Source organism: Streptomyces sp. SID5785, from assembly GCF_009870065.1.
Lineage (GTDB): Bacteria > Actinomycetota > Actinomycetes > Streptomycetales > Streptomycetaceae > Streptomyces.
Genome location: NZ_WWIA01000206.1, coordinates 1 through 21,864 on the forward strand (window position 1 = coordinate 1; position 21,864 = coordinate 21,864).

The 21,864-nt window shown below is 72.9% G+C and carries 21 protein-coding genes; 9 read left to right on the forward strand and 12 right to left on the reverse strand.

Annotated elements, in window-relative coordinates; translation table 11 throughout:
- Positions 1 to 137: 137 nt before the first annotated feature.
- From GTW43_RS06100 to GTW43_RS06110, 3 genes are all read right to left on the reverse strand, one after another.
- The gene (locus tag GTW43_RS06100; protein ID WP_161300589.1) at positions 138 to 788 is read right to left on the reverse strand and encodes a hypothetical protein; all 651 of its coding nucleotides are present in this window, start codon (positions 786 to 788) and stop codon (positions 138 to 140) included.
- A 110-nt stretch (positions 789 to 898) separates the two neighbouring features.
- Positions 899 to 1,582 carry a GntR family transcriptional regulator gene (locus GTW43_RS06105; protein ID WP_161300590.1) on the reverse strand — a complete coding sequence of 228 codons (684 nt, stop codon included), beginning with the start codon at positions 1,580 to 1,582 and terminating at the stop codon, positions 899 to 901.
- 157 nt (positions 1,583 to 1,739) lie between these two features.
- A complete protein-coding gene (locus tag GTW43_RS06110; protein WP_343245917.1) occupies positions 1,740 to 2,477 on the reverse strand; it encodes an SLATT domain-containing protein in 738 nt (245 codons plus the stop codon).
- Positions 2,478 to 2,806: 329 nt separating this feature from the next.
- On the opposite strand from GTW43_RS06110, the gene GTW43_RS06115 reads away from it, so the two are divergent.
- The 7 genes from GTW43_RS06115 (at position 2,807) to GTW43_RS06145 (ending at position 9,423) form a co-directional block, all read left to right on the forward strand.
- A complete protein-coding gene (locus tag GTW43_RS06115) occupies positions 2,807 to 3,151 on the forward strand; it encodes a YbaB/EbfC family nucleoid-associated protein (protein ID WP_161300591.1) in 345 nt (114 codons plus the stop codon).
- Positions 3,152 to 3,233: 82 nt separating this feature from the next.
- A complete protein-coding gene (gene recR / locus GTW43_RS06120) occupies positions 3,234 to 3,833 on the forward strand; it encodes a recombination mediator RecR (protein WP_161300592.1) in 600 nt (199 codons plus the stop codon).
- On the forward strand, positions 3,826 to 4,500 hold the full coding sequence (locus GTW43_RS06125; protein WP_161300593.1) for a DUF5063 domain-containing protein: 675 nt from the start codon (positions 3,826 to 3,828) through the stop codon (positions 4,498 to 4,500). The genes recR and GTW43_RS06125 overlap by 8 nt, the downstream gene beginning before the upstream one ends.
- A gap of 212 nt (positions 4,501 to 4,712) precedes the next feature.
- A complete protein-coding gene (locus GTW43_RS06130; RefSeq protein ID WP_161300594.1) occupies positions 4,713 to 5,996 on the forward strand; it encodes an aspartate kinase in 1,284 nt (427 codons plus the stop codon).
- On the forward strand, positions 5,996 to 7,063 hold the full coding sequence (locus tag GTW43_RS06135) for an aspartate-semialdehyde dehydrogenase (protein WP_161300595.1): 1,068 nt from the start codon (positions 5,996 to 5,998) through the stop codon (positions 7,061 to 7,063). The genes GTW43_RS06130 and GTW43_RS06135 overlap by 1 nt, the downstream gene beginning before the upstream one ends.
- Positions 7,064 to 7,492: 429 nt before the next feature.
- Complete coding sequence (locus GTW43_RS06140; protein ID WP_161300596.1) at positions 7,493 to 8,170, forward strand: SigE family RNA polymerase sigma factor; 678 nt, start codon at positions 7,493 to 7,495, stop codon at positions 8,168 to 8,170.
- A gap of 197 nt (positions 8,171 to 8,367) precedes the next feature.
- The gene (locus GTW43_RS06145; protein WP_161300597.1) at positions 8,368 to 9,423 is read left to right on the forward strand and encodes a hypothetical protein; all 1,056 of its coding nucleotides are present in this window, start codon (positions 8,368 to 8,370) and stop codon (positions 9,421 to 9,423) included.
- Between the two features lie 22 nt (positions 9,424 to 9,445).
- On the opposite strand, the gene GTW43_RS06150 is transcribed toward GTW43_RS06145, so the two are convergent.
- From GTW43_RS06150 to GTW43_RS06160, 3 genes are all read right to left on the reverse strand, one after another.
- Complete coding sequence (locus tag GTW43_RS06150) at positions 9,446 to 10,303, reverse strand: SURF1 family protein (protein ID WP_161300598.1); 858 nt, start codon at positions 10,301 to 10,303, stop codon at positions 9,446 to 9,448.
- An 86-nt stretch (positions 10,304 to 10,389) separates the two neighbouring features.
- Positions 10,390 to 12,186 carry a prolyl oligopeptidase family serine peptidase gene (locus tag GTW43_RS06155; RefSeq protein WP_161300599.1) on the reverse strand — a complete coding sequence of 599 codons (1,797 nt, stop codon included), beginning with the start codon at positions 12,184 to 12,186 and terminating at the stop codon, positions 10,390 to 10,392.
- Between the two features lie 109 nt (positions 12,187 to 12,295).
- Entirely contained in the window at positions 12,296 to 13,657 is a 1,362-nt protein-coding gene (locus GTW43_RS06160) for a helix-turn-helix transcriptional regulator (protein WP_161300600.1), read from the reverse strand.
- A gap of 114 nt (positions 13,658 to 13,771) precedes the next feature.
- On the opposite strand from GTW43_RS06160, the gene GTW43_RS06165 reads away from it, so the two are divergent.
- A complete protein-coding gene (locus GTW43_RS06165; protein ID WP_161300601.1) occupies positions 13,772 to 13,978 on the forward strand; it encodes a hypothetical protein in 207 nt (68 codons plus the stop codon).
- 157 nt (positions 13,979 to 14,135) lie between these two features.
- A complete protein-coding gene (locus GTW43_RS06170; RefSeq protein WP_161300602.1) occupies positions 14,136 to 16,238 on the forward strand; it encodes an MMPL family transporter in 2,103 nt (700 codons plus the stop codon).
- Positions 16,239 to 16,273: 35 nt separating this feature from the next.
- On the opposite strand, the gene GTW43_RS06175 is transcribed toward GTW43_RS06170, so the two are convergent.
- The 6 genes from GTW43_RS06175 to GTW43_RS06200 all read right to left on the reverse strand — a co-directional run bounded on the left by GTW43_RS06175 (position 16,274) and on the right by GTW43_RS06200 (position 21,841).
- Complete coding sequence (locus tag GTW43_RS06175) at positions 16,274 to 17,071, reverse strand: SDR family oxidoreductase (RefSeq protein WP_161300603.1); 798 nt, start codon at positions 17,069 to 17,071, stop codon at positions 16,274 to 16,276.
- Positions 17,068 to 18,753: an FAD-binding dehydrogenase gene (locus tag GTW43_RS06180; protein ID WP_161300604.1), complete on the reverse strand. Its 1,686-nt coding sequence runs from the start codon at positions 18,751 to 18,753 to the stop codon at positions 17,068 to 17,070. Before GTW43_RS06180 ends, GTW43_RS06175 begins: the two co-directional genes overlap by 4 nt.
- Positions 18,750 to 19,388: a TetR/AcrR family transcriptional regulator gene (locus GTW43_RS06185; protein WP_161300605.1), complete on the reverse strand. Its 639-nt coding sequence runs from the start codon at positions 19,386 to 19,388 to the stop codon at positions 18,750 to 18,752. The genes GTW43_RS06180 and GTW43_RS06185 overlap by 4 nt, the downstream gene beginning before the upstream one ends.
- Before the next feature lie 135 nt (positions 19,389 to 19,523).
- Positions 19,524 to 20,111, reverse strand: coding sequence for a TMEM165/GDT1 family protein (locus tag GTW43_RS06190; protein ID WP_161300606.1), 588 nt, complete (start codon positions 20,109 to 20,111; stop codon positions 19,524 to 19,526).
- Positions 20,112 to 20,355: 244 nt separating this feature from the next.
- Positions 20,356 to 21,366: a DUF4436 family protein gene (locus tag GTW43_RS06195; RefSeq protein ID WP_161300607.1), complete on the reverse strand. Its 1,011-nt coding sequence runs from the start codon at positions 21,364 to 21,366 to the stop codon at positions 20,356 to 20,358.
- A 46-nt stretch (positions 21,367 to 21,412) separates the two neighbouring features.
- Positions 21,413 to 21,841 (reverse strand): glyoxalase, encoded by a 429-nt coding sequence (locus tag GTW43_RS06200; protein ID WP_161300608.1) that lies wholly within the window; start codon positions 21,839 to 21,841, stop codon positions 21,413 to 21,415.
- Positions 21,842 to 21,864: the final 23 nt, after the last annotated feature.

A 21,864-nucleotide genomic window follows, 5' to 3' on the forward strand; every position in this document is an offset into this window, starting at 1 on the left:
CGCAGTTCCCCGCGCCCCTGACGGGGCACCATCACTCGCCCCGCGGCGTAGTCGCAGCCCCGGCGCCGGGTGCCCACCGCCCCGGCGGAACCGCGACCCGGCCGAGGCCCGACGGCCCGCCCCCGACGGAGTCGCCGTCAGCTGAAGATGATCATCGACCCCTGCGCCAGGCTGCGCGTGGCAGCCTGATGGAGGCCGAGCCAGACGTGGCGCTCCCGCGCGAACGGCCCACCCCCCACGGGCGGCCCGGCGGCCGGCTCCTCCAGCTCCGTGGGCCCCGCCGGAGGCGCCGGCGGCACGGGCGGGTTCGCCGGGTCGATCCCGATGGCCGGTGCCACGAACTCCAGCTCCCGCAGCAGCGCGTGCGAGGACCCGAGCGGTCCGCCCCCGGCGAGCAGGTCGTCGTCGGACAGCGGCGCCGGGAAGTCCACGGGCACGTACGCGCCCGCGTGGTCGTAGTGCCAGACCAGGTGCGACCCCTGGGCCGTCGACTCGAACATCTCCAGCAACTGCTCGTAGTCACCGCCCAGTTCGTCGACCGGCGTCACTTCGAGCCCGCACAGCTGGAGCAGGTAGGCCCGGCGCAGGAAGTGCAGCGCGTCGTAGTCGAACCCGGCGACCGGCGCCACGTCACCGGACAGGCCCGGCATGTACGAGTAGACCGGCACCGGCGGCAGCCCTGCCTCGTGCAACACCTTGTCGTAGAGCGCGAGTTCCTCGGCGAAGGGATTGTCGGGGCTGTGGCACAGCACGTCGACGAGGGGGACCAGCCACAGGTCACAGGCCAAGAGGGCTCCTTCGGGGCACCGTTCGCACCGGGGGTTTCCGGTGAGGGTCAGCGTAATGGGCCGCGCCGTGGTGCAGCCCTGCCTTGCAGGTACCCGTCGGGGGCGGGGGTTCAGCCCTGGGAGAGCGATTCGATCAGGGCGAGCGAGTCCGTGTTGTACTCGGCGACGATCGTGTGCGCGGCGGCGGCGTCCCGGTCCCCGAGCGCGTCCACGAGCGCGCAGTGCCCGGACCAGAGCCGGCCCCGCAGGTCTCCGGCCCGGCGCAGGTGCGGCACCGCGCACATCCAGGACTGCACGCGCAGCCGGTGGAAGAAGTCGGAGAGGTACGGGTTGCCGAAGAGGGCGGACAGCTCGCGCCAGAAGCGCAGGTCGTAGCCGATCAGTACGTTCAGGTCACCGGCCCCGGCGGCCCGGGCGGCCTCCTCGCCGCGGCGCCGTACGCCGGCCAGGGCGGCGGGGGCGCGCGGGTCGTCCGGCGGGTTCTCGGTGAGGCCGCGGAAGATGCCGTCGGTGACGAGGCTGCGGGCCTCGATCATGGAGCGGTAGTCGGCGAGCGAGTACTCGTGCACCCGGAAGCCGCGGTGCTGGGCGGAGTCGAGCAGGCCCTGCGCGGTCAGGTCGACCAGCGCCTCACGCACCGGGGTGGCCGAGACCCCGTACCCCTCGGCGATCTCCTTGACGGTGAACTCCTGGCCGGGGGAGAGCCGCCCGGCCAGGATCTCGTCGCGCAGGGCGTCCGCGATCTGCTGGCGCAGGGTGCTGCGGGTGACGGCGGGTCCGTCGGAGACTGGCACGGATCGGGTCTCCCGGTTCGGCTGGCTGGCGGGCAGGCGGTGGCTGGTACGGACTTGCCAGCCTAGGGGACGCCCCCACCGGCCCTCGCGGCCCACGCCACCGCCCCAACACCGCCCCAACGGCGCCGGGCGCACCCCTCAGGACTCAGCTCAAGACTCAGCGCGGCTCCGGCGGCCGCTGCCGCGGCATGTTCGGCCGGGCGCCCGGTGGGAGCGGGAAGCGGCCGGGGTGCGGCGGCTCGGCGGGCCGGGCCGGGCCGGGGACCGAGGCCTGCATGGCCAGCGGCGCCGGACCGGAGCGGAACTCGACCATCCAGTCCGCGGTCTCGGCACGGACCAGCTCGGTGACGTCCTCGGAGAAGCGGCGCAGCACGGAGAGGCAGCGCTCGGCGGCCTCGCTGGCGGTGCCCTCGGCCGGGCCGAGCACCTCCCGGACGCTCTCCGAGGCCCAGTCGAACTGCAGCACCTGGAGGCGTCGCTGCACGGCCTGCGCCGTGGCGACGTCCCTTATCCAGCCCGAGGTCAGTCCGAAGTACCGGTCGGCGACCACGCAGGCCACCGCGAGCAGCAGCGCCAGATAGCCCCAGGGTGCGCTGCCGGGGGAGACGTCCGTGAGGTCGAGCAGCGGCAGGGCGCCGCCGCCGATCGCGCCGAGTGCCGCGCCGCCGCGCAGGGCCCGGGCGCCGCGCCGCTTGTGGACCCGGTCGGTGAGGTACCAGGAGGCGGTGCGCAGGGCGCCCTGCTCGACCCAGCGGTACAGCTCGTCGAGGCGCTCGGCGGGCTCGCCCCAGTCGCCGAGCGGGAACGCCCGCCCGGGGAGGTCGCCGGTGCGTGCCCCGCCCTCGCCGGGGTCCGCCTGCGACGGACCCTCGGGCTGCATCTCCGGCTGACTCACCCGGCACTCCCTGGGCTGGTTACGGATGGGGCTGAATGTGCAGCATCTTCCTACCGCCCAATGGGTGGCCCTGTTCCCGTTTTCGAGGGGTATCCGCTCAGAAGGGGGCCTTCATCAGGTATAGGGGGCTCGGCCCTCTCACTCGAAAGAGTGCAGCGCCAGGTGCCGGGGCGGCCGACCCCCGGACCACGTAGGCTCGGTTTGTAGGCATTGACGTTCCGCGGAGCACGCACAGAAGCCGCAGAATGCGCAACCGCCGCAGAACGCGCAACCCGGAAACGCAACCGCAGTACACACAGCAGTACACACAACAGGACCAGGAGCTGATCGTGATCCCCGGTGGTGGCCAGCCCAATATGCAGCAGCTGCTCCAGCAGGCCCAGAAGATGCAGCAGGACCTCGCCGCGGCGCAGGAGGAGCTGGCGCGCACCGAGGTCGAGGGGCAGGCCGGCGGCGGCCTCGTCAAGGCGACCGTCACGGGCTCCGGCGAGCTGCGGGGCCTCGTGATCGACCCCAAGGCGGTCGACCCGGAGGACACCGAGACCCTCGCCGACCTGGTGGTCGCGGCGGTCCAGGCGGCGAACGAGAACGCGCAGACGCTCCAGCAGCAGAAGCTCGGCCCGCTCGCCCAGGGTCTCGGCGGCGGCAGCGGCATCCCGGGTCTCCCCTTCTAGACGCACCGCCGACTACCGTACGTACCCAGTGACCGGAGCAGCAGGCTCGGGCTCCGGAGCAGCAGGCCAGGAAAGGTGATCCGTGTACGAAGGCGTGGTCCAGGACCTCATCGACGAGCTGGGCAGACTGCCCGGCGTCGGTCCCAAGAGCGCGCAGCGGATCGCCTTCCACATCCTCCAGGCGGAGCCGACGGACGTGCGCCGGCTCGCGCAGGCGCTGATGGAGGTCAAGGCGAAGGTCCGCTTCTGCGCCACGTGCGGGAACGTGGCGCAGGAGGAGCTGTGCTCCATCTGCCGGGACGCGCGCCGCGATCCCGCGGTCATCTGCGTGGTCGAGGAGCCCAAGGACGTCGTCGCGATCGAGCGCACCCGGGAGTTCCGCGGCAAGTACCACGTGCTCGGCGGCGCCATCAGCCCCATCGAGGGAGTGGGCCCCGACGACCTGCGTATACGGGAACTTCTCGCGCGGTTGGCCGACGGGACGGTCACGGAGCTGATCCTGGCCACCGACCCGAATCTGGAGGGTGAGGCCACGGCCACGTACCTCGCCAGGATGATCAAGCCCATGGGCCTGAAGGTCACCCGCCTGGCCAGCGGCCTCCCCGTCGGGGGCGACCTGGAGTACGCGGACGAGGTGACTCTCGGCCGTGCCTTCGAGGGGAGACGACTCCTAGATGTCTGACGCCACGCTGCACGCCACCGCTCAGGATCCGGACGACTTCGCCGTCCAGATCTCCGACCAGATCGAGTCCTTCATCGTCGCGGTGACCGAGGTCGCCAAGGGTGACGAGCCGGACTCGGCCGTGCCGTTCCTGCTTCTCGAGGTCTCCCAGCTGCTGCTCGCGGGCGGCCGGCTGGGCGCGCACGAGGACATCCTGCCGGACGAGCGCTACGAGCCGGACCTGGGTCCGGAGGAGGCCGCCGACCAGGCCGACGAGCTGCGTCAGCGGCTCGCCCGCATGCTGGACCCGGTGGACGTCTACTCGGAGGTCTTCGACCCGTACGAGCCGCGCAAGGCGCCGGTCGCCGCCCGGATCTCGGACGATCTGGCGGACGTGATCACGGATCTGCGGCACGGCATGGCGCACTACCGCGCGGGCCGGGTGACCGAGGCGCTGTGGTGGTGGCAGTTCTCGTACTTCTCGAACTGGGGCTCCACGGCCTCCGCGACCCTGCGCGCGCTGCAGTCCCTGGTCGCCCACGTCCGGCTGAACCAGCCGCTGGACGACCTGGACGGGCTGGACACCGACGAGGACCTCAGCGGCACCGAGGGCACGCTCGAGGAGGAGGCCGGGCAGGTCATGGCCGAGGAGCTGGCGGGTCCGCTGGGGCTGCGCCCGGTGAAGTGACCTGGCCCACTTTCCCGGTTGCCGCCGGTGAGGGCTGGGCATGCGCCCGAGCGGAGCGGCCGGTCGGCACTGTGAAACTCGGCGATCACTTCGTGAGCGGGACATCTCACGATGCGATATGGCCGGGGCGGATTTCGGCCGCTCGTTAGACTGAGCCGACCGCCGTGCGCATACGTACGAGCGGTGACAGACGGACTGAGCGAGGAGCGCACGTGGGCCTTGTCGTGCAGAAGTACGGAGGCTCCTCCGTTGCAGATGCCGAGGGCATCAAGCGGGTCGCCAAGCGCATCGTCGACGCCAAGAAGAACGGCAACCAGGTGGTTGTCGTGGTGTCCGCGATGGGTGACACGACGGATGAGTTGATCGATCTCGCCGAGCAGGTATCGCCGATCCCTGCCGGGCGCGAATTCGACATGCTGCTGACCGCCGGAGAGCGGATCTCCATGGCACTGCTGGCCATGGCGATCAAAAACCTGGGCCACGAGGCCCAGTCGTTCACGGGCAGCCAGGCAGGCGTCATCACCGACTCCGTCCACAACAAAGCCCGGATCATCGACGTCACCCCGGGGCGCATCCGGACCTCCATCGAAGAGGGCAACATCGCCATCGTCGCGGGGTTCCAGGGCGTCAGCCAGGAGGGCAAGAACATCACGACCCTCGGCCGTGGTGGTTCGGACACGACGGCCGTCGCCCTCGCCGCCGCGCTCGACGCGGAGGTCTGCGAGATCTACACGGACGTCGACGGTGTGTTCACCGCCGACCCGCGCGTCGTGAAGAAGGCGCGGAAGATCGACTGGATCTCCTTCGAGGACATGCTGGAGCTCGCCAGCTCCGGGTCCAAGGTGCTGCTCCACCGCTGTGTGGAGTACGCCCGCCGGTACAACATCCCGATCCACGTGCGGTCCTCCTTCAGCGGACTGCAGGGCACCTGGGTCAGCAACGAGCCGATCAAGAAGCAGCAAGGGGAAGAGCCCGTGGAGCAGGCGATCATCTCCGGAGTCGCGCACGACACCTCCGAGGCGAAGGTCACCGTCGTGGGTGTCCCGGACAAGCCCGGCGAGGCCGCGAAGATCTTCCGCGCCATCGCCGACTCCGAGATCAACATCGACATGGTCGTGCAGAACGTGTCGGCGGCGTCGACGGGCCTGACCGACATCTCCTTCACGCTCCCCAAGACCGAGGGCCGCAAGGCCATCGACGCCCTGGAGAAGCAGAAGGACGCGGTCGGCTTCGCGTCGCTGCGCTACGACGACCAGATCGCCAAGATCTCCCTCGTGGGCGCCGGTATGAAGACGAACCCGGGTGTCACGGCCGGGTTCTTCGAGGCGCTCAGCGACGCCGGCGTCAACATCGAGCTCATCTCGACCTCCGAGATCCGCATCTCGGTCGTGACGCGCGCCGACGACGTCACCGAGGCCGTCCGCGCCGTGCACTCCGCCTTCGGCCTGGACTCCGAGTCCGACGAGGCCGTGGTCTACGGGGGCACCGGCCGCTGATGGCCACCAGCTCCGTGCGGCGTCCGACGCTCGCGGTCGTGGGAGCGACCGGGAGCGTCGGTGCCGTGCTGCTCCAGATCCTGTCGCAGCACGCGGACATCTGGGGTGAGATCCGGCTGGTCGCCTCGGCGCGCTCGGCGGGCCGCAAGCTCGCGGTGCGCGGCGAGGAGGTCGAGGTCCACGCCCTGGAGGAGTCCGTCTTCGACGGGGTCGACGTCGCGATGTTCGACGTGCCGGACGAGGTGTCCGCCCAGTGGGCGCCGATCGCCGCGTCCAAGGGCGTCGTGGTCGTCGACAACTCGGCGGCGTTCCGTCTCGACGAGGACGTGCCGCTGGTCGTCCCCGAGGTCAATCCGCACGCCGCGCGCGTGCGCCCGCGCGGCATCGTCGCGAATCCGAACTGCACGACGCTGTCGATGATCGTGGCGATCGGCGCCCTGCACGCCGAGTTCGGCCTGCGCGAGCTGGTCGTCTCCTCGTACCAGGCGGTGAGCGGCGCCGGCCGCGCCGGCGTGGAGACGCTGCGCGAGCAGCTGGCCCTGGTCGCCGGTACCGAGCTGGGGACGAGCCCCGGTGACGTGCGGCGGGCGGTGGGCGACGCGACGGGCCCGTTCCCCGAGCCGGTCGCGCTGAACGTGGTGCCGTGGGCCGGTTCGCTGCGCGAGGACGGCTGGTCCTCGGAGGAGATGAAGGTGCGGGACGAGTCCCGCAAGATCCTCGGGCTGCCCGAGCTGCCGGTGGCCGTCACGTGTGTCCGCGTCCCGGTCGTCACGACGCACTCGCTGACCGTCCACGCCCGGTTCCAGAGCGAGGTCACCGTGGGCCGGGCCCGCGAGATCCTCGCGACGGCCCCGGGGGTCGTGCTCTTCGACAATCCGGCCGCCGGTGAGTTCCCCACGCCGGCCGACGCGGTGGGCACCGATCCGACCTGGGTGGGCCGGGTGCGGCGCTCGCTGGACGACCCGAGCGGGCTCGAGCTGTTCGTCTGCGGCGACAACCTGCGCAAGGGGGCCGCGCTGAACACCGCGCAGATCGCGGAGCTGATCGCGGCCGAGTTCGCGGCGTAGGCCGTGTGCGGGTGTACGGAAACGCACACAGCAGGCATCTGACCCGAAACGTCCGGACGGGCGCGGTTCCTCCTGCGTCCGACCACGGGATTCGGGTGTTCGTATTACGGTCACCCTCTTCCCTTATGCCTTTCAAAACGTAGGATCTGTGTGAGTTCTGTGAGGGCATCGGTCCAGACCACTGGGCGAGCGCTCGCACGCTCGTGGTTCCGAAGATTTTCCTCCCCGTCCTGCAACCGCACGCAGGGCGGGGAGCGTCTTTGCGGTCGCCTTTCGGTGGCCTCGGAGCGCGAGGCATCGAGGCGTAGGGGAAGAGCAGGTACGCATGTCGGCACGGGGCACGGCGTCATCCGGGACGGTGGCGGGATCTGTCGCACATCGGACGCCGGAGGCGTACAACCCTGACGGGGGGAAGCGTGTCCAACAAGCGTGGCAGAGGTACTCGACTTCACAGCGGTACAGGCACGGGGCGCAGCAGCCCTGCGGCCTCCCCTCGGTGTACGCCGGCCCCGGGCGGGCACGGCCGGCGGGATGCCGGTGATCGCGCCCATGCCCGCGGCACGTCCGGCGTCCGTCCCGGCACAGGCGTCGGGCGCTGACGACGCGATGGCGGCAGGCACCACAGTCGATCACCTCACCGAGACCTATCGCGCCCACTACCGGTCCCTGCTGGGGCTCGCGGCGCTCCTCCTCGACGACACGGCCTCCTGCGAGGACGTGGTCCAGGAGGCCTTCATCCGCGTGCACTCCGCGCGCAAACGGGTGCGCGACCCGGAGAAGACGCTGGCCTACCTGCGCCAGACCGTCGTGAACCTGTCGCGCTCCACGCTGCGCCGCCGCATCCTCGGCCTGAAGCTGCTCACCAAGCCGATGCCGGACATGGCGAGCGCCGAGGAGGGCGCGTACGACCTGCTGGAGCGGGACGCGCTCAAGAAGGCGCTGCGCGGGCTCCAGCGGCGTCAGCGCGAGGTCCTCGTCCTGCGCTACTTCGCGGACATGACGGAGGCCCAGGTCGCCGAGGCGCTCGGGATCTCCCTGGGCTCCGTGAAGGCGTACGGGTCCCGTGGCATCGCGGCGCTGCGCGTCGCCATGGAGGCGCCGGTATGAGTCCCGCGGACCGCACACCGAAGGAACGGTTCGGCGATCACGAACCGGAGCAGCAGCCCGGCGGCGGGCGCCGCGAGCGCCCCGCGCAGGGGACCGGGGGGCACGACCCCGATCCCGGCCGGACCGAGCACACAGAACACACAGAACACGCAGAACGCGCGGAACAGGTGGGACACGCAGGACACGCAGGAAACGCGGTGCACGCAGGACAGGACGGACCCGAGGACGGCCCCGCGCTCGCGGAGGACGAGCTGGCGCTGCGCCGCATGATGCGGCAGGCGGTGTCGGACATCGCGCCGCCGTCCGAGGAGGCGCTGGAGCAGCTGCGCCGGGCCGTGCCCGCCCGCCGGGCCCGCAAGCGGCAGGCCGCCGTCGGTGCCATCGCCGCCGGAGTCTTCGTCGCGATGGCGGTCCCCGCGGTGCTGCACGTGACGAACACGGGCTCGGCGAAGGACCGCCCCAGCATCGCGGGCAACAGCGAGGCGACGCACGGCGGCGTCGACGCCGGCAAGACGGCCGGCAGCGGCTCCGGCAAGGCCGGTGACGGCAGGTCGGGCCACGCCAAGGGAAAGGGCGAGGACACCGGCAAGGAGCACGGGGGCGGCAAGGGCAAGGACTCCGGCGGCGCCGCCACGGACCGGCCCGGCACCGGCAGCACGGCCGCCGCCAGTTCCCCGGTGTGTGACGCGAGCGAGCTCGGCACCCCCGTCTCCGACGTGGGCGCGCCGGACGCGAGCGGCAAGGTCTACGGCTCCTTCCGCGTCACGAACGTGTCGGACGGCAACTGCACGGTCGACAACCCGGGCACCGTCTCCACCCTCGCGCAGGGCGCCGCCGACCCGACCCGGGTCGCGATCGTCGACCACACGTCGGGCGACGCGGCGACCGGACTGCCCGACCCGTCCACCGAGCCGGGCCAGCTCATCCTGGAGCCCGGCATGGCGTACGAGGTGCGCTTCGCCTGGGTGCCGTCCGGGCAGTGCCCGTCGACGGGCGGCAGCGGCGGTGGCGACGGCGGTACGGGCAACGGCGGCACCGAGTCCCCGTCCCCCACGCCGAGCCAGGACACCGGGAACGGGCAGCAGGACAGCACCGACTCGGGCCTCTCCACGCAGCTCGGCTCGGACGATCCCGACGACGGCAGGGTCGTGGTCGAGCACACGGCGGAGCCGGGGGCGCCCAGCGCGGGCGCGACCATCTCCGACGCCTGCGCGGGCACGATCTACAAGACGGGCGTGCTGCCCGCCTCCTGATAGGCCCGCCGCCGCCGTGCCGTCAGCGTGCGGGCTCGGGCGTCGTCCCCTCGGACTCGGTGTCGCCTGTGTCCCCCGTGTCTCCGGCGTCTCCGGCGTCCCCGGTCGGGACGAGGCCGAGTGCGGCGTCGCGGACGGCCTCCGCCTCACGGCGCACGAGGCGGAACCACATGAAGAGCACGAAGCCCGCGAAGACGAACCACTCGCCCGTGTACCCGAGGTTCTGGAACGCCTTGAGGTCCAGGCCGCTGCCCTGCGGCGTGGTGGCGGGCACCGCGGTCATCGCGCCGTCCGCCGTGTCGAGCGTGACCCACGCGTCGTAGACGTCGTACGGCACCAGGTTCACCAGGGACGCGGCGCTGATCACGCCGACCTGGCCGGCGGGCAGACCGCCCGCGTTCGACACCCCGTTCGCCCCCGCGGACTCCGAGGCCTGGAGCGAGCCGACCGCGGTGACCTCGCCCTTCGGCGGGGCGGGCGCCTTCGCGGCCGAGGCGGTGCCGGGCAGCCAGCCGCGGACCACCGGGAGCGCCCGGCCGCCGTCGGCACCGGCCGAGCCGTCGGTGCGCAGCAGCGTCACGACGTAGAAGCCGGTGCGGCCGTCGAGGTCCCGGTCCGGGACCAGGAACTGCCGGTCGTAGTGCCCGGTCACCGTGGTCTGCCGGCCGGACGTCTTCTTGTCGACGGGCAGCAGGGAGGCGAGCGGCGCGGCCTTCGCCTTCTTGTTCGCCGCGGTCTGCTCCGTCACGGACCGGTGGTCCTGCACCCGGTCCTCGAAACGGCTGAGCTGCCACGAGCCCATGAAGATGCAGACGGGGATCGCCAGCAGGACGAAGATGTTGATCCCCCACCAGCGAGGGGTCAGCAGGAACCGGTACACGCCGTCCACGGTACGGGTCCGGTGTGCGGACCCGTACCGCGGCCCCCGCCCGGGTCCGATGTAAAGGACCCGTCGTGCGGGGCGCCCTACGGGAGATGGCGCCGGACGAAGTCCAGCTCCAGGGCGACCTGCTTGATGCGCTCCTCGACGACGAGCGAGCCGTGCCCCGCGTCGTACCGGTACACCTCGTGCACCGCGTCGCGCGCCGCGAGTCTGTCCACGTAGTGGTCGATCTGGCGGATCGGGCAGCGCGGGTCGTTGAGCCCCGCCGAGATGTGCACCGGGGCCTTCACGTCGTCGACGTAGGTGAGCGGGGACGAGGCCGTGTACCGGTCCGGGACCTCGTCGGGGGCGCCGCCGAACAGGGTGCGGTCCAGTGCCTTGAGGGCCTCCATCTCGTCCTCGTACGCCGCCGGGTAGTCGGCGACGGGGACCGCGGCCAGGCCCACCGCCCAGGCGCCCGGCTGGGTGCCGAGGCCGAGCAGGGTCAGATAGCCGCCCCAGGAGCCTCCCGCCAGGACCAGCCGCTCGGGGTCGGCGAGCCCGGAGGTGACGGCCCACTCGCGCACCGCGGCGATGTCCTCGAGCTCGATCAGTCCGACGCGGTGCTTGAGGGCGTCGGTCCACTCCCGGCCGTAGCCGGTCGAGCCGCGGTAGTTGACCCGGACCACCGCGTACCCGTGGTCGAGCCAGGCGGCCGGGCCCGCCGCGAAGGCGTCCGAGTCGTGCCAGGTGGGGCCGCCGTGGATCTCGAAGACGGTCGGGAGCGGGCCCTCGGTGCCGGGCGGCCGCTGGACGAGGGCGTGCACGCGCCCGCCCGGGCCGTCCACCCACACGTCCTCGACCGGGACCGAGGGCGGCGCCGTGAAGCCCGGCGGGTCGAGGACGACCTCGCCCGTCGTGGAGCGCATGACCGGCGGCTCGGCGGCCGAGGACCACAGGTACTCGACGCTGCCGTCGGGGCGGGCCGAGGCGCCGGACACCGTGCCGCGCGGGGTGTCGACCGCGCTCAGCGTGCCGGTCGCGAGGTCGAAGCGCCACAGGTCGGCGCGGGCCTCGAAGCTGTGCGCGATCAGCAGCGCCGAGCCGTCCGGGTACCACTCCGCCGACACGTCGCCCGGCAGGTCGAGCGCGAGGTCGGTCTGGGTGCCGGCCGTCACGTCCCACACCATCGGCTCCCAGCGGCCGTGCCGCTGGTGGCCGACGAGGAGCCGGGTGTCGCCGTCGACCGGGGCGAAGCCGAGGACCTCCAGGCCCAGCTCCTCGGTGCCGCCCTTGGTGTCGTCGAGCTCGGCGACCGGTGTGCCGTCGAGGCGGACCACGCGTAGCGCCGCGTGCATCGCGTCGCCGTGCTCGGTGTGCTCGACGGCGATGAGCGTGCCGTCGTGGCTCAGGTCGCCGACGCCGGCCGACTCGCGGTGGCGGTAGATCTCCGCGGGGGCGTCGGCGCCGGGCGCGACGACGTGCAGGGTCGTGCCGTCCTCGTCCGTGGAGCGCCCGACGACCGCGGTGTGCCCGTCGCGGCCCAGGGCGAGCCCGGCCGGGTAGGAGGCGGCGAGGCCGGGGACGGCCTCGGTGTCCGGGCCGCCCTCGAAGGGCTGGCGGCGCCAGATCCCGAACTCGTCGCCGTCGGTGTCGTCGAACCACCAGATCCAGGCGCCGTCGGGGGACAGCACGCCGTCCGTCGTCCCGTTCGCCCGGTCCGTGGCGCGGCGCCGGGTGCCCGTCGCCCTGTCCCACGCGTACAGCTCGTAGGTCCCCGTCGCGTTCGACACGAACAGGGAGCGGTGCGGGGCGTCCTCGGCCCAGTCCGGCAGGGACACCCGCGGCGCGCGGAAGCGCTTCTCCCAGTCCGGCAGCGCGGACCCGTTGCTCTCAGTCATGCCCCCATGGTGCCCGGCCGCACCGACATCGTGCCGGAGAGGTCCCCAGCCTGTGGATAACTTTTGCGCGACGGCCCGCACCCCGCCCTGCACCGCCCCGGGCGGCGGCTCACAGCGGCGGCCGGGCCGGGGCCGGCCCGAGCGTCGTGGTGCCCGGCGCCGCCCGGTGGCCGAGGCCCGTGCGGTATGTGTCGAGGGCGGCCTCGATCCGCCCGGTGCGCCGGTACAGGTCCCCGAGCAGCCGGCACAGGTCGGCCAGGTCGCCGGCCGCGCCCGCCCGCTCCAGCAGGCTCAGCGCGCTCACGTAGTGCTCCTCGGCGGCCTCGGTGTCGCCGTTGTCCTGGGCGATCAGGCCGAGCAGCCGGTTGGCGCCCGCCGCGTGCACGGCGCCGCGCTCGGGGCCGATCGCGCCGAGCTGCGAGCGCAGCAGCACCGCCGCCTCGTCGGTGCGGCCGAGTCCGCGCAGCACGTCGGCCAGTTCGACCTCGACCTGCTGGGTGTAGAGCGCGGCGCGCTTGGCCGAGAGCATGTCGCGGGCGGTGCGCAGCTCGCGCTCGGCGTCGACGAGCCGGCCCGCCTGTGCGTGCACGTAGCCGCGCATCCAGTGGCAGTGCGCCAGTTCGGTGCGGATCTGCAGTTGCCGGTAGAGCTCGCCGGCCTTGGCGAGGGACGCGTCGGCCTCCTCGACCCGGCCCTCGGCGAGCAGGGTGCGGGCCACCGAGCGGTGCATCTGCGCGACGAGCGCCGGGTCGCCCACGCGCGGGGCGAGCGAGAGCGCCAGTTCCGCGGCCTGGGCGGCCCGCGCGTGGGCGCCCATGTCCATGTACGGGGCGATGGAGGCGGTGTAGAGCAGCACGAGCGCGTCCGGGTCGTGCAGGCCGCCGGTGTTCAGCTCGTCCAGCGCGGACTCGAGCAGGTAGCAGGCGTAGCGCAGGGAGCCGGAGAGGTAGTGGGCGAGCGCGCGGGCGCGGATGACGGGGGCGCGCTGGGGGAGCGCGGCGCCGGATCCGGTCAGGAGTTCGTCCGCGGTGTCGAAGTGGCGCCGGGCGACGGCCAGTTCGCCGGTCTCCAGGGCGCACTCGCCGCGGCCGAGTTCGGCTGACGCGCGTTCGGCGGTCAGCCCGTGCCGCTCGGCCTCCGCGGCGAGTTCGGCGTAGCGGCCCGCGGCCTCGCTCGCGGCGCCGGTGGCGAGCGCGCGCCGGGCCTCGGTCAGGCGCAGCCGCAGGTCGGTGGCGAGCCGGGCGGGCCGGCCCGTGGCCAGTTCCTCGTAACTCACCCCGAGCCGGGCGGCGATGTGGCGCAGCGCCGCCTCGGAGGGGCGCACGCGGCCCGCCTCCAGGGTGGAGATGTACGCGGGGGTGTAGGCGGGTTCGGCGACCTGACGCTGGGTCAGTCCGCGGTCGGTGCGCAGCCGCAGCACGCGGCGGCCGACGGGTTCCGGCGCGGGGTCGTCTGGTGGTTCGTCCGGCATGACGTGAGTCTCACCTCTTGCCGGGCCTCACGCCAAGCCCCTAGGTTGAGCGACCGGTTAAGGGAAGTTAATTCTGCTTAATCGAGTGCTTATCCATCATCGATCTGCTGCGAGGTGCCCGTGCGGGTCCGCTCACCTCTGGTCACCGCGATCGTCACCGGGGTGCTGGCCGCCCTCGCCCTGGGCGCCGCCGGGACCACCGCCCGCGGTGTCGCCGAGGAGGCCGCGCCCCCGGTCGCGCCCGCCGCCGACCTGCCGCATCTGAGCACGGTGCACGAGCACGCCGCGTCGGGGGCGCACGCCTCGTCCGACGGGCGCTGACCCCGTCACCGCCCGGGCCCGCGGCTCCGCGGCCACACCCGTCACCAGCCTGCGCCACCCGCGCCGGTCGCGCACGCCGGAGCCCTTCGAGTGGCAGCTCGCCCGGCCCCGGGCGAGCCTTGCGGGGTGAGCCGGGGGTGACGGGAAGGCGTGTGGGATGTTCGCTGCGCTCGGGCGTTTGGTGGTCCGCAGGCCCTGGTGGGTCATCCTCGCGTGGGTGGTCGTCGCGGCGGCGGTGATCGCCCTCGCGCCGAAACTCACCTCCAGTTCGGACGAGGCGAGCTTCCTGCCCGACTCGTACGAGTCGATCGAGGCCGCCGACCTCCAGGAGTCCCAGTTCCCCAAGCAGCAGAACATCGGCGCCGTCATCGTCTTCCAGCGCTCCGACGGCCGGCGCCTGACGTCCGCGGACTCCGCCGACGTCGTCCGGGTCTCGCGCTCCCTCGCCGCGCAGGACATCCCGAAGGTCGAGGCGGTCGTCCCGGGCAAGCCCTCGCCGAACGGGCTCGTGCAGACCTCCATGGTCGCCATGCCCAAGCTGACCGACCCGTCCGACACCTCCGAGCAGGACGCGGTCAAGACGCTGCGCACCGACCTCCGCAAGGCCGTCGACGGCACGGACCTGACGGCCGGGGTCACCGGCTCCGCCGCCACCGCGCTCGACGAGGCGGACGCCTCCTCGCGGGCCGGACTCCTCGTCGGCGTCGGCACGATCGTCATCATCGTCGTGCTGCTCCTGCTCATCTTCCGCAGCCCGATCATCGCGCTGCTCCCGGTCGTCCTCATCGGCCTGATCTCGCCGCTGGCCACCGGTCTCATCGCGTCCGCCAACAAGGCCTTCGACATGAAGGCCGACTCGTCGATCCAGGAGCTGCTCACCGTCGTCCTGTTCGGCGTCGGCACGGACTACATCCTGTTCCTGCTGTTCCGCTACCGGGAGGCGCTGCGCACCGGCGAGCATCCCAAACAGGCCATGATCCACGCCGTCGAACGGGTCGGCGAGGCCATCACCTCGGCGGCCGGCGCCGTCATCGTCGCGTTCGCCGCGCTCGCCCTGTCCACGCTCGGCATGCTGCAGTCGATGGGCCCCGCGCTCGCCATCGCCGTCTTCGTGACCCTGTGCGCGGGCCTGACCCTCGTCCCGGCCGTGGTCTCGCTGCTCGGCACCAAGGTGTTCTGGCCGTCGAAGTCCTGGCGCTCCGAGCCGCACGGCACCGGCTTCGCCCGGCTCGGCGCCTCGCTGGCCCGCCGCCCCGCCCTGTGGGCGCTCGGCTCCGGGCTCGTCATGGTCGTCCTCGCGCTCGGCGCCCTCGGCTACCGGGCCAACTTCGACCTCGCGACGTCGTCCCTGCCCAAGACCAAGGAGTCCATGGTCGCCCTGAAGGACCTGGAGAAGGGCTTCCCCGCGGGCACCACCGACCCCACCAGCGTCTACCTGGCCTCCGACGGCGACCGCCCGCTCACCGCCGCCCAGGCGGCCGCGTTCCGGGCCTCCCTGGCGAAGGTGGACGGCGTCGGCACGGTCGGTGCGCCCGTCCTCAGCACCCGGCGGACCGCCGCCGCGTACACGGTCGTCCTGGACGACCCGCCCGCCTCCGACGCCGCGATGAACACCATCAGGGACGACCTGCGGCCCGCCGCGCACGCGCAGGCCCCGGACGGCACCACGGCGTCGGTCGGCGGCATCACCGCGGTCTACGTCGACATCAACAAGGCCGTCGACCGCGACTACTCCGTCGTCTTCCCCGTCGCCGCGGTCTGCATCATGATCATCCTCGGGCTCCTGCTGCGCAGCCTCGTGGCGCCCTGGTACCTCATGCTGTCCGTCGCCCTCGGCTTCGGCGCGACCCTCGGCGCGACGTCGTTCCTGTTCACCCAGATCGGCAGCCAGCCCGGGCTGATGTTCATGCTGCCCGTGATCATGTACTTGTTCGTGGTCGCGCTCGGCACGGACTACAACATCCTGATGGTGTCGCGGCTGCGCGAGGAGGCCCGTGAGGGGCGCGAGCCGCGGGACGCGGCGGGCACGGCGATCCGGCACTCCGGGCCGACGATCGGCTCCGCCGGCGTGATCCTGGCGGGGACCTTCGCGACCCTGATGCTGGCCGGGAACTCGACGCTCTCCCAGATGGGGTTCGCGCTGTCCTTCGGCATCGTGATCGCGGCGTTCGTCATGGCGATGGTGTTCACGCCGTCGCTCACGGCGCTGATCGGGCACGCCGCGTGGTGGCCGGGACACGGGGACCGCCGCAAGGGCTGACGTCCCGCGGTTCCGGCCCCCCGCCGGCGCGGTCCCTACCGCAGCCCGTGCCGGCGCGCCACCATGCGTTCCACCGCGCCCCGCGTCAGAACCCGGCGCAGCGCGAACACCAGCGGCGCGTTGCTGCCCACCGCGTACAGGGGGCGCGGCCGGGGCGCCTCGATCGCGGCGAGGACCGTCGCGGCCACCTTCGCGGCCGTGATGCCCCGCGCCTCGTTGGCGTTGAGCGCGGCCAGCATCGTGTCGTACGCGGCGCGGAACGGCGAGCCCTCGGCCACGTACTGGGTGCGCCGCTCGCTGATCCCGGTCGCGATGGAGCCGGGCTCGACCGTCGTGATGCCGACCCCGTACCCGGCGTACTCGCGCCGGGCCGCGTGCGCGAAGCCCTTGACCGCCGCCTTGGACGCGACGTACGAGGAGCGGTAGGCGAGCGGGAAGCTGGCCAGCATCGAGCCGACCATCACCACCCGGCCGCGCCGCCGCTCGCGCATGCCGGGCAGGACGAGCTGGCTGAGCCGGACCGCGCCGAGCACGTTGATCTGGAACAGCCGGCGCAGGGCGTCCATCGGCAGCTCCTCGAAGGGGCCGCTCTGGGACTCGCCCGCGTTGTTGACGAGCACGTCGACCGGTCCCGCGGCCGCCGCGCACGCCTCGATGCTCGCGTCGTCGGACAGGTCGAGCGCCAGGTAGGTCACGCCCTCGACCGGGTCGTTCACCTTCTCCGGGTCGCGGCTCGTGCCGTAGACCGTGTAGCCGCGCCGCACGAGAGCGGCGGCGACCGCCGCGCCGATGCCCGAGGAGGCGCCCGTCACGAGCGCGGTGCCGGCGCTCATGCGAGGCTCCGGGCGAGGGCGCGGCCCGCGGCGCGGCCGGAGAAGATGCAGCCGCCGAGGAAGGTGCCCTCGAGCGCGTTGTAGCCGTGCACGCCGCCGCCGCCGAACCCGGCCACCTCGCCGGCCGCGTACAGGCCGTCGAGGACCGTGCCGTCGGGGCGGACGACCTGCGAGTCCAGGTTCGTCTCCAGGCCGCCGAGCGTCTTGCGGGTCAGCAGGTTCAGCCGGACGGCGATCAGCGGGCCCTGCGCCGGGTCGAGCAGGCGGTGCGGCTTGGCGACGCGCGTGATGCGGTCGGGCAGGTAGGAGCGGGCGTTGCGCACCGCCATGAGCTGGAGGTCCTTCGAGTAGCCGTTGCCGACCTCGCGGTCGCGGGCCACGATCTCCCGCTCGACCTGCTCGTAGGCGACGGGCGCGTCGGGCGTCAGCTCGTTCATGCCCGCGACGAGGTCCTTCAGGTTGTCGCGCACGACGAAGTCCTCGCCGTGGTCGAGGAACGCCTGCACGGGGCCGGGCGCGCCCTTCTTGACGCGCTGGAGCACCAGCTTGAGGTCCTTGCCGGTGATGTCGGGGTTCTGCTCCGAGCCGGAGAGCGCGAACTCCTTCTCCACGATGGCCCGGGTCAGGACGAACCACGTGTGGTCGTGCCCGGTCCCGGTGATGTGCTTGAGCGTGGCGAGCGTGTCGTGCCCGGGGAACAGCGGCGCGGGCAGCCGCCTGCCCTCCGCGTCCAGCCACAGCGAGGACGGGCCGGGGATGATCCGGATGCCGTGGCCGGGCCAGATCGGGTCCCAGTTCTTCAGGCCCTCGGTGTAGTGCCACATGCGGTCACGGTTGACGAGGGACGCGCCCGCGCTCTCGCTGATCTCCAGCATGCGTCCGTCGACGTACGCGGGAACGCCGGTGACCATGGAGGCGGGCGCCGGGCCCATCCGCTCGACGGGCCAGTTCTTCCTGACCAGTTCGTGGTTGGCGCCGATGCCGCCGGAGGTGACGACGACGGCCCGGGCGCGCAGCTCGAAGTCGCCGACGGTCTCGCGGGAGGAGGCCACGCCGCGCGGTTCGTCCGACGGTTCGAGCAGACTGCCGCGCACGCCGACGACGGCCCCGTCCTCCACGATCAACTCGTCCACGCGATGGCGGTACTTGAAGGTGACGAGCCCGCGCGAGGCGGCCTCCAGGACCGGCTCCCGGAAGACCCGCACGACCTCGGGTCCGGTGCCCCAGGTGAGGTGGAAGCGCGGCACCGAGTTCCCGTGCCCGGTCGCGGTGCCGGAGCCGCGCTCGGCCCAGCCCACGTTGGGCGTGACCTTGAGCCCGAGCCCGTTCAGGTAGTCGCGCTTCTCGCCGGCCGCGAACCGCACGTACGCCTCGGCCCACTTGCGCGGCCAGTGGTCCTCGCGCTCGCGGTCGAAGCCGGCCGAGCCGAGCCAGTCGGCGAGCGCCAGTTCGTAACTGTCCTTGATCCCCATGCGCCGCTGCTCGGGGCTGTCCACGAGGAAGAGCCCGCCGAGCGACCAGAACGCCTGGCCGCCCAGGTTCGCCGCGTTCTCCTGGTCGACGAGCAGGACGCGCTTGCCGGCGCGGGTCAGCTCGTAGGTGGCGACGAGCCCGGCGAGCCCGGCTCCGACCACGATGACGTCCGCGCGGTCCGCGCCGTCCGGGGCACTGGTGTCACTCACGGGGTCTCCCTAGGGGTGCTGTAAGCGTTCAGTACGTTCATGAAGAGGGCGCGGCGCCGGTCGCGCACGGCCGGGTCGCCGGGCTGCATCAGGACCTGGACGGCCGTCCCGTCGTGCACGGCGACCAGGGCGTCGCCGAGGGCCTCCTCGTCGGGCACGCGCCGGCCGAGCCGGTCCAGGGACGCGACGAACACGGGCAGGAGCGCCTCGCGGATGGCGCGCTCGCGGGCGGCCATCACACGGCGCAGGCCCGGGGTGCGCAGCGCGTGCGCGGTGAACTCGGCGGTGATCCGGTACCAGGCCTCGTCCGGCGGCGTCGCGTCGACCGCCGCCCGCACGCCGGCCTCGGGGCCGCGCGCGCCGACCCCGGCGAGGGCGGCCCGCAGGTCGTCGAGCATGCGGGCCGAGCGCTCCTCCCACAGGGCGAGGAACAGCTCGTCCAGGGAGGAGAAGTTCGAGTAGAAGGCACCGCGGGTGAACCCGGCGCGGTCACAGACCTGCTCGACGGTGGTGCGGCCGAAGCCCTCGCGCGCGAACACCTCGAAGGCGGCGTCGAGCAGCCGCTGCCGGGTGCGGGCCCGGCGCCGGGTGACGGTGCCGGCCGTGGCGCCGGTGCCGTCGGGTGTGCCGGTCATCGTCGCCGCCTCCTGATCGGATGATCGGATACAGGAACGTATTCGATACGTTCATGTATCCACAAGAGGTGTGCACGGCACCGGGCACCGCCATCAGCGCCGGGCCGGGCCCGGTCAGGGCGTCCCGGTGGGGGATCAGCCGGTGAAGATCTCGATCAGCGACCACACCGCGAGCAGCAGCATGCACACGCCGCCCACCCGCTGCACGGTCTTCAGCGGCACCCGCTTGGCGATGAACCGGCCGGCGACCAGCGCGAGCGCGGACACCGACATGAGGGCGGCGGCGGAGCCGATGGCCGTGGACCAGGTGCCGTTCGTCGCGGCGAGGTTCGCGGTGGTGATCTGGGTCAGGTCGCCCCACTCGCTGATGAAGACAGCCGTGAACGCGGTGCCGTAGACCGGCCAGAACCCGGTGACGGTCCGGCCGCCCGCCTCGTCGTCCTCGTCGTCGTCGCCCCCGCCGCGCAGCAGCATGAACGCGCCGAAGCCGAACAGCAGCGCCGACACCAGCTTCACGATCCAGCCGGGCAGCAGGGAGAGCAGGGAACCGGCACCGACGGCGATGGCGACATGCACGATGAACGCGCTCGAGGTCCCGAACCACACGTACAGCGGCTTCATCCGCGTACCCATGGCCAGCGAGGCGAACATGGTCTTGTCGGGCAGTTCGGCCAGGAAGATCAGCCCGAAGGCGGTGACGATCGCCAGGGGGTCGAGATGCATCGGGGGGACTTTCTGTGGGGGCGGCCGGATCGCCGTGAACCCACCCACTGCGCGGGGAGGACCACTCGACCCGGCAGCGTCGGACACACGGCACACAGGGGTGTGCGCCGCGTCGTACTGCTACTGCCTGGTCGAAGGTCTCGCCCGCCCGCGCCGCATCCGGCACGGGCCCGGCCACCGGGAACCCGGGGGTTCCAGTGTGTCGACGACCGGTTCGCGGGGCTACTCCCCTTCGCTTGCTCCGTCAAGGGTACACGCCGCCGTCCCGCCCGCCGCCGCGCCGCAGCCGCGCACGGGCCCCCGCGGGCACCCCGCGCCGCCGCCGCACCTGCGGCCGTACGGGCACCGGCTGCGGGCTGACCGGGCCGCCCGTGTGGTGCTCGATGTGGATGCCGTGGAACACGAGCCGGGTCAGGCTCAGCGCGATCAGCGCCTCCGCCCAGTAGAAGGCGGCGTAGTCGAGGACCGAGCCGTTGGGCGGGCTGCCCGGCGCCGCGCTCCGCAGCCCCACCAGCGCGAACAGTGTCGCCGCCATCCAGCCGAGCGCCGGCCACACCAGCCCGCGCCGCTGCCGCACCACGAGCTGCGAGGCCAGCAGCACCGAGAGCGCGATCGCCCACATCGCCGTGATGATGAACCACGCCATGATGAACGTGGACCGGGACCGCCTCATCTGCGTGTCGATCAGCGCCACCCCGGCCTCGTACCGCTTCGCCCGCGTGTCCAGCGAGAAGTTGGGGTCCGTGTCCCGCACCGTCAGCCGCAGCGGCACCGCCGTGCGCGCGTCCCCGCCGAGCGTCGCGGTGAGCCCGAGCACCGCCGTGTACCGGTCGAACGGGTAGTCCGACAGAGCCCCGGCGGTCAGCGGCACCGCCACCTCGCGCAGCAGCGTCACACTGCTCTGCTTGAACGTGACCTCCTCCTGGCCCGGCGCGTTCGTCACGAGCACGACGTCCTTCTTCGGCAGGCCCTGCGCGTCGGCGAACCGCCCGGTCGCCGACACGGTCAGCTGGATCCGGGCCACCCGCTCGCCCGGATCGGTGCGGCGCACCTCGGCCGCCACCTCGATCCGGTCGGCGGCCCTGCTGCCCACGACGAGGGCCCGCTCGCGCGCGTCCCGCTCGTCGAAGTAGAGCGCGATACCGGCCGCGATCAGCGCGATGAGGCACAGCATCCCGACGGCCCCCCACGACCACCAGCGCCGTCGCTGCCGGGCGCCGACTGCGCGGCGGGGCGGGCGGGTCGGGGGAGGCATGCTCCGATCCTGGGCACGCGGGGCGCGGCCCGCCACACGGAGGGCGTCAATCGTGGCGTCGGGCGGCGTGCGGTTCGAGGAACTCCAGCCGGTTGCCGAACGGGTCCGCCGCGTAGAAGCGGTCGTGCCCGGGGAACGTGTCGTCCCACGTCACCTTGTGCCCGCCCGCCTCCAGCCGGGCGGCGAGCGCCCGCAGCGAGCGGACCAGGATCCCCGGGTGCGCCTTGCGGGCCGGGGCGAAGTCCCGCTCCACCCCCAGATGCACCTCGAGGCCGCCGCCGCGGAACCAGCATCCGCCGCGCGCCGCAAGGACCGGCGGCTTCGTCAGCTCCGCCATGCCGAGCACCCCGCCCCAGAACTCGCGGCACCGCTCCTCCCCGCCGGCCGGGATCGCCAGCTGGACGTGGTGCAGCCCGACGAACCCGGGCTCGGGCGTCTCCGGTTCTGCGGGGGCCGGAGTGCGGGGTGCTGTCATGGCGGGCTCCTCGGGGCGTGTGT